Origin of the sequence: Halomonas sp. CSM-2 (assembly GCF_002119345.1) — a bacterium.
In the GTDB taxonomy this organism is placed as follows: Bacteria; Pseudomonadota; Gammaproteobacteria; order Pseudomonadales; family Halomonadaceae; genus Vreelandella; species Vreelandella janggokensis.
Map to the genome: position 1 here is coordinate 164,196 of NZ_NBYR01000003.1, position 14,981 is coordinate 179,176.

A 14,981-nucleotide genomic window follows, 5' to 3' on the forward strand; every position below is an offset into this window, starting at 1 on the left:
GCAAGTGTCCCACCCGGTATCGGGCGGGACAATGACTACCGCATCAATGCTGGTGATCTTCTACGAATAGCTCAGCTTTGGCATGGCGCATTACATCTTCGCAGGCTTGTTGTTGTGCCAGTTGGGACAGCAAGCGCTGGGTCACTTCAAAGCCTTTACCCATGCAGGTATCAACTTCGTGCTGGCTAATGGCTGGCGTCACGCGATAGTCAATCTTTACCGTACGACCGCCGCCCTCTAACCGATCCGCAACCCCTCTGAGACGCCACGCGATTCTCTCTTTCCAGCTAGCTGATTCTTCCGCGCCTTCGTTTACGCTAAACGTGCACTGCCACTCGGGTTTGTAAACCTTCATAGGGAGAACCTCCTGCAATTTGGAAAGAATGATCGATCGTGATTCGTACTCCGTCAGTCTGATGTTAGTGCGCTACCACTATACCTAATTTGTCGTCTATCCCCTAGACAAAACGTATATCGTCTTTCGCATGATGACCACAAGGGGGGGGTGATGAAGTACACTTAACCTTACGCCCCGTTCATCGTGAGGTAATTCCGTTGCTCGGCAGCGGTGGTTGGTTAACCGTTGAAGGAGAGCGCCTAACGTAAGTCGGCATGCTGTCGATACAGTGTAATAACTGACAGGAAAGTGAGTTGATCCATGCCAGCACGCGGCAGTATAGGCTGTTGAGGAACGGATTCAATCGTTGACCGAGGAACTAGCCTTCTCACGTTAGCCAGTGTGAAGTGGTATTAGAGACTAACCAGGAGAAACTGCCTTCGTGCCCATCAACGCGCGGACCCTTGCGTTAGATACGCTGCTGTTAATGACCGTCGCCACACTGGTGCTCATGGGCGTGGTCGGCAGCCTATTTGGGCTGTCCGAATCCCACTCATTGTTTGCCGTCGCACTGGTGCCCGATGCAGCGATCGCTACCTCCCTGGCGAGTGTCGGCGTGTTCGCCATCCTGCAAGGGTGGCAGCGCATGCGATGGTTCTGCGCCCTGGCGCTAACGGGGCTGGCGCTATACACCCTTGCCCATAACGTCCTTGCTTCCCCCGTTGATCCTTCATGGTTAACCGGTCAGGCGCGAATGACCAGTATTGGCGCGGTGATGTTGCTGGTGGTGGGGTTAGCGCTGTGGTGCGGCCAGTCAACGGACAGGCGTCGGTTACTCTGGTTATTCAGTGGGCTTGGCCAGTGGCTATTTGGTGGGCTGATGCTGGTCAGGTTATGGGCGGGCATCGAGCTGGACGATCCGATGTTTTCGTCGTCCCCGGTAGCGGTAGTGGTATTCACACTCCTGCTGGGAACCGCCATGGTGGGGGTTTATCTGCGCCGTTCGCCCGGGCCACTCAACCTGACTCGCTCCACGGCACTGGCGTGCCTCGCCGGGGTAGCCGCCAGTGCCGTGGCCTGGGGAGTACTCAGTCTGCAGCAGTTCAACGATACGCAACAACAGGCCAGGTACCTGCTGGATAATGTGCAGCTGAACGCCGAAAAGGCGGTCAATTCGCGGTTGCAGCTGTTGCAGCGTATGGCTGAGCGCATCAACGCCTCGCCAGACAACTTTGATCGCGAGCTGTTGACGCTGGATGGGGAAAGCTATCTGCGTGATACCCCCAGCCTGCAGGCGATCGCCCTGGTCGATGAGCGCTTGAACCCCATCTGGTTTCATTCCCGAACATCCGGCAGCGAGAAGTGGCTTCGGCAGCAGCTCAACAAGCCATCGGTGCCCGAGTGGTTATCGGTGCCCTTCGACCGGCCCTGGGTGGTGATCTCTGATCCATACACGCCGAGCCTGGCGTTTGTGGCGATGCCGCTCGCACAGCGGGATCAGCGGCTTGTGGCAAGCCTCGATCTGGCCGTGCTGTTCAATTATGACTTGCGTCTTGAGCTGGGCCCCTTTCAGGTCAACATGAGCCGTAGCGGTACGCCTCTGCTGATGCTGCAGCCGCCTGGCGCTCAGACAGATAGCGCGCTACACCCAGGGCGTATATTGGCGAAGCGCAATGCAGGCTTGCCCGGGGGGATCAACCTGCGCCTTGAGGCGTTGTCGGGCAGCCATTACAACTGGTATCTAGCGGGCTTTGTCCCCGTGGTGGTCGCCATGGTGGGGCTGATGCTGAGTGGTTTGTTGGCCTTTTGCATCGGTTTGGTGGTCGCCAGTATCGCCAGGGCAAAAGAGCTGGCGGAGGCACGTCAAACCCTTGAGGACCAGCAGCATATACAGCGGATGATCGCCCAGGAAGCGCCTCTGGAGGACATTCTGGAAAGCCTCTGCCAGTTGCTTGAGCGCCAACTGCCCGGTTCGCTATGTTCGATCATGCTGGCGAATAAAGCGAAGACTCACCTGACGCTGGCGGCGGGTAAGCGGTTGCCCGACGTATACCTTGAAGCGGTCAATCTGGTGGCCATTGGCCCTTTGATGGGCGCATGCGGTCGCGCGGCTTACCAGCGTCGCCAGGTGATCAGTGAGTGCATTGCCAATGATCAGCATTGGAATGGGTATCACAATGTTGCCCGACAAGCGGGATTGGCCGCATGTTGGTCGAGTCCGGTGATGGGGAGCAATGGGCAACTGCTGGGGACGTTTGCCACCTATTCCCACCGACCGCGGGTGCCTACCGAGCACGATAATTTGCTGATCGACAAGGCGGCTGGCTTAATGGCGCTGGCGGTTGAGCGTTTTCAGGTTCGGCGCTCGCTCGAGGAAAGCGAGCAGCGCTACCGCTCATTGTTCACCCACCACCCGGATGCGGTTTTCTCACTTTATGAGCAAGGCCGTTTTACCACGGCCAATGCCACTTGCGCGACGATTAGTGGCTACGCCGTTGATGAGATTGTCGGTAGCCACTTCAACTGTTTTATCTACGACGAGGATATCGATTCAGTCAACCAGCGTTACCAGTCCGTCATGCAGGGCAGTATTATCCGCTATGAGTTAGTTATCCGTGATCGCGCAGGCGAGCCGCATATCATGGACCTGATCAACCTGCCCATCGTGGTCGACGGCGACATTCAGGGGCTTTATGGGATTGCTCAGGAAGTTACCGAAAAGCGGCAGCAGGAGTCTCGGCTGCGCACCCTCGAGCGCAGCGTGGAAGCCAGCGTTAATGGGGTGGTCATCGCCGATGCTACGCAGCCGGGGCTGCCGATTGTCTATGCTAATCAGGCCTTTACCGAGATGACGGGCTATGAGCAGGCGGAAATATTGGGCCGCAACTGCCGTTTTCTGCAAGGCGAGGGTACTGACTCAGATGCTGTTGAGAAAATCCGTCAGCGGCTAAGCGAACAGCGTGATGTTCATGTGACCCTACGCAATTATCGCAAAGACGGCAGCCTGTTCTGGAATGATCTTTACATCGCCCCGGTACGCAGCCCCGATGCACAGTTGACCCACTTCGTGGGCGTGCAGCACGACATCTCCAAACACAAGGCCTTCGAAGCGCGGCTGGCCTATCACGCGACCCACGATGACCTGACCCAATTGCCCAACCGAGCACTGTTTGAAGAAACGCTGAGTGATGCCTTTACCAAAGCTCAATCGCAGCAACAGCGCGTTGCGGTGCTGTTTGTCGACCTGGATGACTTCAAACCGATCAACGACAACCTGGGGCACGCCGTGGGCGACAGGGTGCTTGAAGAGGTGGCCCAGCGACTGCTCGGTGCGGTAGACGAACACCACCTGGTAGCGCGCTTGGGTGGCGATGAGTTCGTCATTCTGCACCCAAGGGTTCACGACGAAGCTGATGTGGTGGAGATTGCCGAGCACCTGCTGGTAGCGCTGTCGCGTCCTTATTATATCGAGGAGCACGAGCTATATCTGACTGCAAGTGTGGGCATTGCCATCAGTGAGGAGGCTTTGCTGGAGCCGCAAATGCTGATCCAGCGGGCCGACATGGCGATGTATAAAGCCAAACAGCGGGGACGTAATGCGTATCAATGGTTTTCGGAGGTATTTAACGATACCGCCAGCGAGCGACTGGTGTTGCGCAACGAACTGCAGGAGGCCATCGAGAGCCAGGCGTTTGAACTGTATTATCAGCCGCTGCTTAACCGCAACGGCCAGCTCGTCAGCGTTGAGGCCTTGCTGCGTTGGCCGCACCCGACAAAAGGATTTATCTCGCCGGCGCGTTTTATTCCATTGGCGGAAGCCACCGGCCAGATCATGCCGATCAGTGAGTGGGTGCTGAACCGCGCCTGCCGTGATATGCAAGCCCTGGCCCAGCAAGGGCGGGGGAATCTGGCGGTGGCAGTGAATTTATCGCCGCTCCAATTTCAGCGCTCAAATTTTCTCGCCACGCTACAACAGACGCTTTCGGACACCGGGTTGCCGCCACAGCAGTTGGCGCTGGAGATCACCGAAGGGATTCTGATGGAGAATACCGAGGTCGCCATCGATACCTTGCGTGCGTTGCGCGATATGGACATTCGGGTCTCCATCGATGATTTTGGCACAGGCTTTTCAAGCCTCAGTTACTTGAAGCACCTGCCGGTGAATACGGTGAAAATCGACCGCAGTTTTATACACGAACTGCATCAAAGCGAGGCCGACAGTGCCATTGTTAAAGGCATTATTTCCATGGCCCATCACCTTGGGCTGAACGTCGTTGCGGAAGGTGTTGAAACGTCTGATCAGCATCGCCAACTGCTGGACTATCACTGCGATGTCTTTCAGGGCTTTGGCTTGGCGAGGCCCATGCCGTTGACGAGCTTGGTCGCGTTCATCGATTCGCTCAACGAGCAGCCAAGCGTCAGGAGCCAGCGGTGATCCAGACCGTCAATAGCGTGACGGCGCCTGGGCGCGACCGTTGGTATCTTTACTTGCTTGAATGCCAGCGGGGCACTTACGTGGGCATCACCAATAATTTGGCCAAGCGTTACCGCGCCCACGCCTCAGGTAAAGGTGCGCGCTTTACCCGTGCGAACCCGCCCGTGGCCCTGTTGGGCGCGCAGCCGTTCCCCGACCGGGCGAGCGCCAGCCGTGCCGAATACCAACTCAAGCGTCAGTCGGCGCAGCAGAAGCGCGCCTGGGCATCAGCCTGGGCGAGCCCAGCCCCGTTGCCGATGGCAGGAGACACCATGCATATTTTTTATTCAGACAAGACCCGCCTGAGACAGGCGCGAACGGAGCTTCATGATGGCGTGCTGGTCGCTCCCTTCGAATGCCCCGAGCGCGTTGATCTGGTGTTGAAGCAACTCCAGCAGGCGGCGGTGGGCGAGCTTTTCGAGCCGCGCGCCTTCGGCCTGGAGCCGGTGCTGGCAGTGCACGATGCTGACTACGTCAATTTCCTGGCAGACTGCTGGCACGAATGGGTAGCCGCCGGGCACGAGGGGGAGGCAATTCCCAATATCTGGCCTGCGCGAACCTTGCGTGGTGACCGTATACCCCGGGTGGTAAGTGCCAAGCTGGGCTATTACGCCCTGGCGGCGGAAACCTCGATTAGCGAAGGTACCTTTGAAGCCGCGATGGCCAGCAAAGATGTGGCACTGGGGGCTGTTGAACAGACGCTGGCGACGGGCGAGCCCAGTTTTGGCCTGTGTCGGCCGCCGGGGCACCATGCCGCTTTTGACCAGTTTGGCGGCTACTGCTTTTTCAATAATGCCGCGATCGCCGCGCAGCGAGCACTGGCATCGGGCAAGCGCCGCGTCGCGATACTGGACGTGGATTTTCACCACGGGAATGGCACCCAGCAGATCTTCTACGAGCGCGATGACGTGCTGTTTATCTCACTACACGGCGACCCCGAGGTAACCTTTCCTTACTATTCAGGCTATGCGGATGAAACGGGGCGGGGCAGAGGGGAAGGTTTCAACACCAATTACCCCCTCCCGCCGGGTACGACCGTTGATACCTGGATGGCCACGCTGGATAACGCCCTTGCCAGGATCAAGGAGGCACAATGCGACATGCTGATCGTCTCGCTGGGCGTGGATATCTTCGAAGGTGATCCTATCAGCGCTTTTACCTTCACAAGCGGCGACTTTAGCTTGTTGGGACAACGACTTACACAAGCTGGCCTGCCAACGGTGTTGCTTATGGAAGGCGGCTATGCTGTGGACGACATTGGTATCAATGTCGTCAATGTGCTACAAGGCTTTAAACAGGGAATAAGTTAAGACATCAAAAGATGACACTCGAGGCCAATTCGGGCAGTCTATCGCCCTTTATATAGGGCAGGGAGTTCGCGCGTGGCCGTTTACGGCGGTATTCAAGCACATGAGCTGGAGCGTTGGTTAAATGCCTTGACCAACGCTGCCTACGATAGGCGCTGCCCGCTCTCCAAGGTGCACGGTGGCGATGCCCGCGCGCGCGCGGCACGCCAGAGCTTGTTACTCCTGGCCAATGACTATCGTGCGGGAGAGCTCACTCGAGAGGATTGTGCCGCCGATCTGGGTCGCTGGTGCGAAGGCTATCTGAGTGAGGCGGAGTGGTATGTGCTTGTCGGCACCCGCCAAGCACCATCGCAACCGCAAAGCGAAGAAGAGCGAAGCCTCACCGTGCTCAAGCAGCACCGGGTGGGGTAAAACACGCTCCCATACGCCATGACGGCGAAACCGCCGCGCTGTTACAATGGATGAATGAACAGTGCATTCGCGACGCCGACCGCCTCCCTCGATGACCCTTTCTACTACCTGACGAACTTCCGCTTCGTTCTGGATTGGGTGGGGGAGCGCCATGCTGACCTGCTTTCGGCAGATGAGCGCGATTTCCTGGTTCAATTCGAGAACTTGCCGCGATCATCCCAGGCGCTGCTGGTGCGCATGGTGATGCGCAAAGGCGAGCTGTTCCGGCTTGGCAAACTCAGCTATGCCGAGATCGGCGACAGCGCAACGGCGGTGGCGCCCTTGATGTCGCTAGGTTGGGTCGATAGCGACCCGGCGCTTAGTGTCGATGAGGTGTTTCACCAGCTACGCTTGGCCGAACTGCGCCAGGCGTTGGCAGCGGAGATACGCGCAGCCGGGGTCAGTGTCTCTAGCGCCAAAACCGTGCTCTACGACACGCTGGCAAGCGCGTTCAATGAACCCAAGCGGTTATCCCAATGGTGGCCCGGGGCAAACGATACAGTCCTGCGGCTAACGGTCATGGAAACCTGCGACCGTCTGCGGCTGATGTTCTTTGGTAACCTGCGCCAGGACTGGGCTGAGTTCGTGTTGACGGAGCTCGGCCTCCAGCATTTTGAGGTTGTGCCGTTCACGTCACACTCCCGCGCTTTCCAATCGCGTCATGAAGTGGATACCTACCTGGTGCTCCATCATTTGCGCCAACGTCTTGATGAGGGCGAATTGCCCGCTGATCTTTACCGTGAAGTACCATCGACCTCGGATAACCGCTGGTTGGCCACGCGGCGTGCTCGGTTACTGCTGCAACTGGGCCGCGAGGCTGAGCGCAGCGGTGACTCTGCGCTTGCGCTGACACTCTATGGCGATGCAGACAGTAGCGAAGCGCGCATTCGACAGCTACGTGTGTTGGAGCGAGCGGGAGAACATCAAGCGGCTTTTGAACGGGCGACCCAGGCGTTGGATAGCAGCCCTAACGAGACCGAACATCAAGCTCTGGCACGGCTGCTGCCCCGTTTGCAGCGGCGGCTTAAAATGCCTGTTGTACCGAGTGAGCCAGAGCCCGCCCATGAGCGTTGGGATCTAGTATTGCCCGGGCCACAAGGTGTGGAGCGCGCTGTGGCTCAAGCACTGAGCAAGCCCCAGGCACCGGTCTACTATGTGGAAAACAGTCTGATCACCGGGCTGTTTGGCCTGCTCTGCTGGTCCGCTATATTTGCACCGTTGCCCGGCGCCTTCTTTCATCCCTTTCATAACGCCCCCGCGGATTTATACCGCGACGATTTTGTGGCGCGTCGGCGTGACGCCTTCGATGCCTGCCTGGCGCGGCTGGAAGATGGCGGCTACCGCGAGGTGATTCAGGCGACCTGGCGGGAGAAGTTTGGTCTGGCATCGCCCTTTGTCCACTGGCCAATTGTCGATGAGGCGCTGGTCGAGCTGGCGCTCGAATGTATCCCCGCAGAGCATCTGCGCGCCTGTTTCGAACGGCTGCTGGGGGATCTCAAGACCAACCGCGCCGGGCTGCCGGATCTGATTCAGTTGATGCCCGATGCACCCGCGGGCACGCCGCGCTACCGGATGATCGAAGTCAAAGGCCCTGGCGACCGGCTGCAGGATAATCAGCGTCGCTGGCTAACCTTCTTCCACCGTCACGAGATCCCCGTCGCGGTATGTTACGTCTGCTGGGCGGATAGCGCCGAGCCAATGCCATGAGCGCGACCTATCGGGTGGCAGTGCGGGCGCTCTGCGATTTCACCGCCCGCGAAGGCGATCTCGACCACCGCTTTACCCCTGCGCCCAGTGCCCAGGAAGGCATACAAGGGCATACGCTGGTGGCCAGCCGCCGCGGGGCGGACTATATCGCCGAACTGCCGCTGTCAGGCACCTTTGCGGGGCTGACGGTGACAGGCCGCGCCGATGGTTTTGACCCTGCGGCCAACCGCCTGGAAGAAGTCAAAACCCACCGCGGCAGCCTGGAGCGCATGGCCGATAACCAGCGGGCGCTGCACTGGGCGCAGGTGAAAGTCTACGGCGCGCTGCTCTGCAAAGAGCGCGGCCTGGAGCACATCACCTTGACGCTTGTGTACCTGGAGATCGCCAGTGGCAAGGAGACCTTGCTTAACCAGGAGGCGTCCGCTAGCAAGTTGCAGGCGTTTTTTACCGCCCAGTGCCAACGCTTTCTCGCCTGGGCGCAGCAGGAGGCCGACCATCGTCAGCGCCGCGACAGCCGCCTGCAAACGCTACGTTTTCCTCACAGCACGTTTCGTCCCGGCCAGCGCGAGCTCGCTGAAGACGTCTATAAAGCCACCGGCACCGGGCGCTGCCTGCTCGTTCAGGCACCCACGGGCATTGGCAAGACCGTGGCAACGCTGTTCCCCATGCTCTCGGCCATGCCGCGTCAGCAACTCGACCGCATCGCCTTTCTGACCATGAAGACCCCCGGCCGCCGTTTGGCGCTGGATGCGCTCGCCACGCTGCGCGCTGGCCAGGGCGAGGAAGCCCAGCCGCTGCGGGTCCTGGAACTGGTGGCCCGGGACAAGGCCTGCGAATACCCTGACCGCGCCTGCCACGGCGAGTCGTGCCCGTTGGCGGCGGGCTTTTACGACCGCCTGCCTGGGGCGCGACAAGCGGCAGTCGAGCAAGCGTGGCTGGATCGCGACGCGCTGCGTGAAGTGGCGCTGGCCCATGACGTGTGCCCCTACTATTTAGGCCAGGAACTGGCGCGCTGGACAGATGTGGTGGTCGGCGACGTTAATCACTGGTTCGACTACCACGCGCTGCTACACGGCCTGGCTCAGGCCAACGACTGGCGGACGGGCGTACTGGTCGATGAAGCGCATAACCTGGTGGAGCGCGCCCGCGGCATGTACAGCGCCGAACTCGACCAGCAGCGACTTAACCGGTTGCGCCGCGCCGCGCCGACAGCGCTTTCACGGCCTTTGAATCGTTTAGCCCGCCAGTGGCAGGCATTGTTTAAAGACTCATTGCTTAATGACAAGTCACTGAAAGACGCGGGGCTGGATGCGGTAGGCGAACTGGGTAAGCCAGCCTATCGGCTGCTCACGACGCTGCCTGACAAGCTGGTGGCCGCCGCTCAGCAGGCGGGGGCTTCGGTGACCGATCACCTGGGTGAGCACCCTGAAGACGCCAGTCTGGAACTCCAGGAACTGCTGTTCGAAGCGCTGGCGTTCTGCCGCCTTGCGGAGCGTTTTGGCGAGCACTCGCTGTGTGATCTTACCCGCTATGGGCGAGGGCGGGCGGTGCTGGGACTCCGCAACCTGATACCCGCCGATTTTCTGGCCCCGCGCTTTAACGCCGCGCACTCAGTGGTGCTGTTCTCGGCAACGCTCACCCCTGGTCACTACTATCGAGACCTTCTCGGCTTGCCGGAAAAGACCGTCTGGCGCGAAGTGGCATCGCCGTTTGCCGCCCGCCAGCTTGAGGTACGCATAAGACGCGATATTTCCACCCGTTTTCGTGACCGGGACGCCTCCATCGAGCCCATCGTCGCCACCATGGCGCAGCAGTATCAGCGCAGGCCAGGCCACTACCTGGCGTTCTTCAGCAGCTTTGCCTACCTGGCGGCAGCGCTGGCACGGTTCCGCGAAGCGCACCCGGATGTGCCCGTGTTTAGCCAAACCCGCGGGATGCCTGAGGCCGAACGCGAGGCGTTTCTGGCGCGCTTTACACCCGGTGGAAAAGGAATCGGCTTTGCGGTTCTGGGCGGTGCCTTCGCGGAGGGCATCGACCTGCCCGGCGACCGGCTGATTGGCGCCTTTATTGCGACCCTGGGCCTGCCGCCGTTTAACGACTTCAACGAAGCGCTGAAAGCGCGTTTGGGCACGCGCTTTGGCCAGGGTGACGACTACACCTACCGTATTCCCGGCATGATCAAAGTGGTGCAGGCCGCTGGCCGGGTGATTCGCAGTCCAGATGATGAAGGCGTTGTGGTATTAATGGATGATCGTTTCGCGCAAGCTAATGTACGTGCGCTGCTGCCCTCCTGGTGGACGGTGGAGACCTTTTCTCAATAACGATGCCCCATAACGGCTTTCAAAAACGACGATGGTTAGGCGAACCCATGACGGATCTACTCTGGTATCAGTATGCATTGATCGGGCTAATTTTTGCCTGGAGCGGTTTTGTCAGGACGAGTCTGGGTTTCGGCGGTGCCGTGCTGGCGCTGCCATTTCTGCTTTTGGTGGTGAACGAGCCGCTGGTCTTCCTGCCGATTATTGCCATTCACCTGCTGATTTTCTCCAGTTGGATTGCCTGGCGTGGGCATCGTCAAGTGCAGCAAGAGGGGGGAGCCGGCGCCGCGCCGGCGAGTAATATCGATTGGGGCTACCTGGCCAAGGCCTTGAAGATCATGATTATCCCCAAGCTCATCGGGGTGGTGGGGCTGTTGACGCTGCCGGCTAACGTGATGACCAGCATCATCTTCGGCATCGTGATCATCTATGCCATTGGCTACGTGCTTAACAAGCCGTTCAAGAGCAAGAACAAGTATGTGGACTACGTGCTGCTGGCGCTGGGCGGCTATGTCAGCGGTACCTCACTGATCGGTGCGCCGCTGATCGTGGCGGTGTTTGCTACTCACGTCGCCAAGGAACAGCTGCGGGATACCCTCTTTGTGCTGTGGTTTATCCTGGTGGTGATCAAGATGGTGTCGTTCGTCATCGCAGGCGTCGACCTGCAACTGATTCACCAGCTGTGGCTGCTGCCCTGCGCTTTTATTGGCCATTTGCTCGGCGAGAAGGCCCACCGCTATATGCTCAAAGCAGACACCGGGCTGTTCTTTCGTGTGTTGGGGGCCGTGCTGATTCTGGTCAGCGTTGTGGGGTTGATTCACCCGCCGGGGTGACGCGCACCTCCCCAAATAGGCGGTTCGCTACCCTGCACGCCAACAAAAAACGGCCACTTGCTGTAATAGCTAAGTGGCCGTTTTCATGGAAATCTTTGGTCGGAATAGCAGGATTCGAACCTACGACCTCTGCCTCCCGAAGGCAGCGCTCTACCAAGCTGAGCTATATTCCGATGCGTTGCCGTATGGTGCGACAACGGAGAGGCATAATACGTAGCCAGGCGGTTTTTTTCAAGTCTTGCCAGGGCTGAAAACGCAATTATGTTTGCCGGTCAACCGCCAGGCGAGCGAGCTCTGCCATCGTGTCGCGATAGGGGCTGGGGGGCAGAGCGTCAAGCTGGGAAAGGGCTTTATCGGCCATTTCTTCGGCCCGCGTACGGGTGTAGGTCAGAGCGCCGGTCGCGTGAACAATGTCGAGTACCGCGTCGAGTTGCTCGAGCCCGCCCTGGCGGATGACCTGGCGAATCAGCTTGGCCTGTTCGGGGGTGCCTTGTTCCATGGCACGGATCAGCGGCAGGGTCGGTTTGCCTTCGGCCAGGTCGTCGCCGACATTCTTGCCCATGGCCTCGGCGTCGCCCTGGTAATCCAGCAGGTCATCAATCAGTTGAAACGCCAATCCCAGATAACGCCCGTAGTGCTGCAGCGCCTGTTCCTGATCGGGGGTCGCTTCAGCAAGCACCGCGCCGCTGTGGGAAGCGGCTTCGAACAGCATGGCGGTCTTGCCGAGAATCGTATCGAAGTAGTCGTCTTCTGAAACGCTGGGATTGCCGATATTGGTCAGCTGCTGAACTTCGCCTTCGGCGATGACGCAGGTGGCACCGGAAAGAATCGCCATGATGCGCATCGAGCCGACGTCGACCATCATCTGAAACGAGCGCGCGTATAGGAAGTCGCCAACGAGTACGGATGGCGCATTGCCCCAGGCGTCGTTGGCGGTTTTCTTGCCCCGCCGCATGTGAGACTCATCGACCACGTCGTCGTGCAGCAGCGTCGAGGTGTGCATGAACTCGATCAGCGTGGCCAGCGGGATATGCTTATCGCCGGTGTAACCCAGTGAACGTGCCGCCAGCAACGCCAGCAGTGGCCGCAAGCGCTTGCCGCCACTCTCGGTGATGTACTGGCCGATGGTTTCGACCAGCGGCACCTTGGAATTGAGCTGGGCGACGATGGTTCGGTTAACGGCATCGAAGTCATCCGCCACCACGGCGTGCAGCGGTGAGGGCGTGGAGCTGGCAGGCTGGACTGATGAGACGTTAGCGGTCATGGAATGTTCGTCGCGGCAGATGGAGGCGGCATATGCCGCGCTAAGTTGAGGCCATGCTATGGGGCTCTCCGTTAGGCGTCAAGGCGCCTGCGGGTGTGTGATACCCTATCATCTGTAATGGTGCAATAGGCCTTGTAGCAAAACGCAATCATCGTTATAATCCGCGACCCACTCATCATGCTCCCTGTCAGATGGCTGCCAAAAGGGGCGCCACTCGCCGCAGGTCGACAAGAGCGATTTTTGATGAGCGCCGTTTTCGGTGATCAAAGCGGCCATATTGACGTCCGGAGAGAGACATGTACGCAGTTATTAAAAGCGGTGGCAAGCAGTACCGCGTTCAGGAAGGCCAGACCCTCAAGCTTGAAAAGATCGAAGTCGCCACTGGCGAGACGATCGAGTTTGACCAAGTGCTGCTGGTAGCCGACGGTGACGACGTTAATGTCGGCGCACCGCTGGTCGGCGGTGCGAAAGTGTCTGCCGAGGTGGTTTCCCACGGCCGCGGTGATAAGGTGACGATCATCAAGTTCCGTCGCCGTAAGCACAGCATGAAGCGCCAGGGCCACCGCCAGTGGTTTACTGAAGTCAAAATTACCGGAATTTCCGCGTAAGCGGCCAATTCCCCTTTAGGAGGATTTTGCAATGGCACATAAAAAGGCAGCCGGCTCCACGCGTAACGGTCGCGATTCCGAGTCCAAACGCTTAGGTGTGAAACTCTTTGGTGGCCAGGCAGCGAGCGCAGGCAGCATCATCGTTCGTCAGCGCGGCACGCGTTTCCACGCCGGCACCGGCGTTGGCCTGGGTCGTGACCACACGCTCTTCGCTCTGAACGAAGGCTTTGTGAAGTTCGAGACCAAGGGTCCGCACAACCGCAAGTTTGTTAGCATCGTTTCTGAGTAAACGGCTAGCGTTGCGCTCGTAACGTCGACAAAGCGTTGCGAGAAAAAAGCCCCGCCATGGCGGGGCTTTTTTGTCGGTTAACCCCTTTTCCAATACACTTTTCCATCATGTTGGTGGAGTCAAAGATTGGAAAACGTAACGCATATGAGGGCGGCGAAAGCGGCCGGGAGAAACCAATGCAGTTCGTCGATGAAGCCTCCATCATTGTTGAGGCGGGAAAAGGCGGCAATGGCTGTCTCAGCTTTCGCCGCGAAAAATACGTGCCCAAAGGCGGCCCTGATGGGGGCGACGGCGGCCACGGCGGCAGCGTTTACCTGATTGGTGACGATGCGCTGAATACGCTGATCGACTTCAAGTACCAGCGCTTCTACAAAGCCGAAAACGGTCAGGGCGGTATGGGCCGCCAGATGAGCGGCAAGGCCGGTGAAGACCTGCACGTCAAAGTGCCCGTGGGAACGACGGTGATCGACGAGGATACCCTCGAAGTGATTGCCGATGTGACCGAGATCGGTCAGGTCGTGCTGGTCGCCGGAGGCGGTCGCCGTGGGTTGGGTAATATCCACTTCAAGTCATCCACCAACCGTGCGCCCCGGCGGACCACACCGGGCACCGAGGGGGATCGCCGCAACCTGCGCTTTGAAATGAAAGTCATGGCGGATGTGGGGTTGCTGGGCATGCCCAATGCGGGCAAGTCGACGCTGATTCGCTCCGTATCGGCGGCCAAGCCCAAGGTGGCCAACTACCCCTTTACCACCCTGGTGCCCAACCTGGGCGTGGTGAAGCTGGGCATGCACGAGCACTTCGTCATGGCCGACGTGCCGGGCCTGATCGAAGGCGCGTCCGATGGCGCGGGGCTTGGGTTGCGCTTTTTGAAGCACCTGACCCGTACAAGGCTGCTGTTTCATGTGGTCGACGTGGCGCCGTTCGATGAATCTGACCCGGTCGAGGCGGCCAAAGCGATCGTACACGAACTGGGCCAGTTCTCACCGGCGCTTTCCGAGCGCCCCCGCTGGCTGGTCCTGAACAAGTTCGACCTGCTGCATGAAGAAGAGCGCGAGGCGCGCGCCCAGGCGATTATCGATGCGCTGAACTGGCAAGGGCCGGTGTTCCGCATTTCGGCGATCAGCAGCGACGGCACCGACAAACTGGTGCAGGCGGCCTATCGTTGGCTCACCGAACAGCAGCGCCTGGAACACGAAGACGAGGAAGCCCATGCCCGGGAGCAGGAAATGCGTCGGCGCATGGAGGAAGAGTCCGTGGCCCGCACCGAAGCGCGACTCGGCCGCAAGCGCAAACGCGACGACGAAGATGACGACGACTTCGATGATGATGATTACGATGTGGATGTCGAATACGCGCCTTGAGGGCTAAAGGCGCAGGGTTGGCCAAAAGGG

The 14,981-nt window shown here is 59.3% G+C and carries 11 protein-coding genes, 1 tRNA gene and 1 pseudogene; 10 read left to right on the top strand and 3 right to left on the bottom strand.

Annotated features, from left to right (window positions below; genetic code table 11):
• Window positions 1-43 precede the first annotated feature (43 nt).
• Window positions 44-355, bottom strand: a complete 312-nt coding sequence (locus B7L15_RS03635) for a hypothetical protein (protein ID WP_085917661.1) — start codon at window positions 353-355, stop codon at window positions 44-46.
• A 424-nt stretch (window positions 356-779) separates the two neighbouring features.
• Here B7L15_RS03635 and B7L15_RS03640 point away from each other — a divergent pair, with 424 nt between their 5' ends.
• The 7 genes and pseudogenes from B7L15_RS03640 to B7L15_RS03665 all read left to right on the top strand — a co-directional run bounded on the left by B7L15_RS03640 (window position 780) and on the right by B7L15_RS03665 (window position 11,426).
• Window positions 780-4,772 (top strand): EAL domain-containing protein, encoded by a 3,993-nt coding sequence (locus B7L15_RS03640; RefSeq protein ID WP_085917662.1) that lies wholly within the window; start codon window positions 780-782, stop codon window positions 4,770-4,772.
• A 17-nt stretch (window positions 4,773-4,789) separates the two neighbouring features.
• A pseudogene (locus B7L15_RS19510) lies at window positions 4,790-5,014 on the top strand (GIY-YIG nuclease family protein); the annotation flags it as partial.
• A 69-nt stretch (window positions 5,015-5,083) separates the two neighbouring features.
• Window positions 5,084-6,121, top strand: coding sequence for a histone deacetylase family protein (locus B7L15_RS03645; protein ID WP_176243628.1), 1,038 nt, complete (start codon window positions 5,084-5,086; stop codon window positions 6,119-6,121).
• A 72-nt stretch (window positions 6,122-6,193) separates the two neighbouring features.
• On the top strand, window positions 6,194-6,529 hold the full coding sequence (locus B7L15_RS03650; RefSeq protein WP_085917664.1) for a hypothetical protein: 336 nt from the start codon (window positions 6,194-6,196) through the stop codon (window positions 6,527-6,529).
• Window positions 6,530-6,583: 54 nt separating this feature from the next.
• Window positions 6,584-8,275 (top strand): VRR-NUC domain-containing protein, encoded by a 1,692-nt coding sequence (locus B7L15_RS03655; RefSeq protein ID WP_085917665.1) that lies wholly within the window; start codon window positions 6,584-6,586, stop codon window positions 8,273-8,275.
• On the top strand, window positions 8,272-10,596 hold the full coding sequence (locus tag B7L15_RS03660; RefSeq protein WP_085917666.1) for an ATP-dependent DNA helicase: 2,325 nt from the start codon (window positions 8,272-8,274) through the stop codon (window positions 10,594-10,596). The genes B7L15_RS03655 and B7L15_RS03660 overlap by 4 nt, the downstream gene beginning before the upstream one ends.
• A gap of 47 nt (window positions 10,597-10,643) precedes the next feature.
• Window positions 10,644-11,426 (top strand): sulfite exporter TauE/SafE family protein, encoded by a 783-nt coding sequence (locus tag B7L15_RS03665; RefSeq protein ID WP_085917703.1) that lies wholly within the window; start codon window positions 10,644-10,646, stop codon window positions 11,424-11,426.
• Between the two features lie 96 nt (window positions 11,427-11,522).
• Here the strand turns inward: B7L15_RS03665 and B7L15_RS03670 are convergent.
• Window positions 11,523-11,599: transfer RNA gene (locus B7L15_RS03670), tRNA-Pro, on the bottom strand.
• Between the two features lie 86 nt (window positions 11,600-11,685).
• A complete protein-coding gene (gene ispB, locus B7L15_RS03675; protein ID WP_085917667.1) occupies window positions 11,686-12,690 on the bottom strand; it encodes an octaprenyl diphosphate synthase in 1,005 nt (334 codons plus the stop codon).
• A 296-nt stretch (window positions 12,691-12,986) separates the two neighbouring features.
• On the opposite strand from ispB, the gene rplU reads away from it, so the two are divergent.
• The 3 genes from rplU (at window position 12,987) to cgtA (ending at window position 14,951) form a co-directional block, all read left to right on the top strand.
• Window positions 12,987-13,298, top strand: a complete 312-nt coding sequence (gene rplU, locus B7L15_RS03680; RefSeq protein WP_027337601.1) for a 50S ribosomal protein L21 — start codon at window positions 12,987-12,989, stop codon at window positions 13,296-13,298.
• Window positions 13,299-13,329: 31 nt separating this feature from the next.
• Window positions 13,330-13,587: a 50S ribosomal protein L27 gene (gene rpmA / locus B7L15_RS03685; protein WP_085917668.1), complete on the top strand. Its 258-nt coding sequence runs from the start codon at window positions 13,330-13,332 to the stop codon at window positions 13,585-13,587.
• A 176-nt stretch (window positions 13,588-13,763) separates the two neighbouring features.
• Window positions 13,764-14,951: an Obg family GTPase CgtA gene (gene cgtA / locus B7L15_RS03690; protein WP_085917669.1), complete on the top strand. Its 1,188-nt coding sequence runs from the start codon at window positions 13,764-13,766 to the stop codon at window positions 14,949-14,951.
• The last annotated feature ends 30 nt before the right edge of the window (window positions 14,952-14,981 follow it).

What these genes read in the sequence shown, in the direction of transcription:
- B7L15_RS03665 (WP_085917703.1), top strand. Translation starts at nt 10,644, where the DNA reads ATGACGGATCTACTCTGGTATCAGTATGCATTGATCGGGCTAATTTTT.
- ispB (WP_085917667.1), bottom strand. Translation starts at nt 12,690, where the DNA reads ATGACCGCTAACGTCTCATCAGTCCAGCCTGCCAGCTCCACGCCCTCA.
- cgtA (WP_085917669.1), top strand. Translation starts at nt 13,764, where the DNA reads ATGCAGTTCGTCGATGAAGCCTCCATCATTGTTGAGGCGGGAAAAGGC.
- B7L15_RS03645 (WP_176243628.1), top strand. Translation starts at nt 5,084, where the DNA reads ATGCATATTTTTTATTCAGACAAGACCCGCCTGAGACAGGCGCGAACG.
- rpmA (WP_085917668.1), top strand. Translation starts at nt 13,330, where the DNA reads ATGGCACATAAAAAGGCAGCCGGCTCCACGCGTAACGGTCGCGATTCC.
- B7L15_RS03660 (WP_085917666.1), top strand. Translation starts at nt 8,272, where the DNA reads ATGAGCGCGACCTATCGGGTGGCAGTGCGGGCGCTCTGCGATTTCACC.
- rplU (WP_027337601.1), top strand. Translation starts at nt 12,987, where the DNA reads ATGTACGCAGTTATTAAAAGCGGTGGCAAGCAGTACCGCGTTCAGGAA.
- B7L15_RS03655 (WP_085917665.1), top strand. Translation starts at nt 6,584, where the DNA reads ATGAACAGTGCATTCGCGACGCCGACCGCCTCCCTCGATGACCCTTTC.
- B7L15_RS03635 (WP_085917661.1), bottom strand. Translation starts at nt 355, where the DNA reads ATGAAGGTTTACAAACCCGAGTGGCAGTGCACGTTTAGCGTAAACGAA.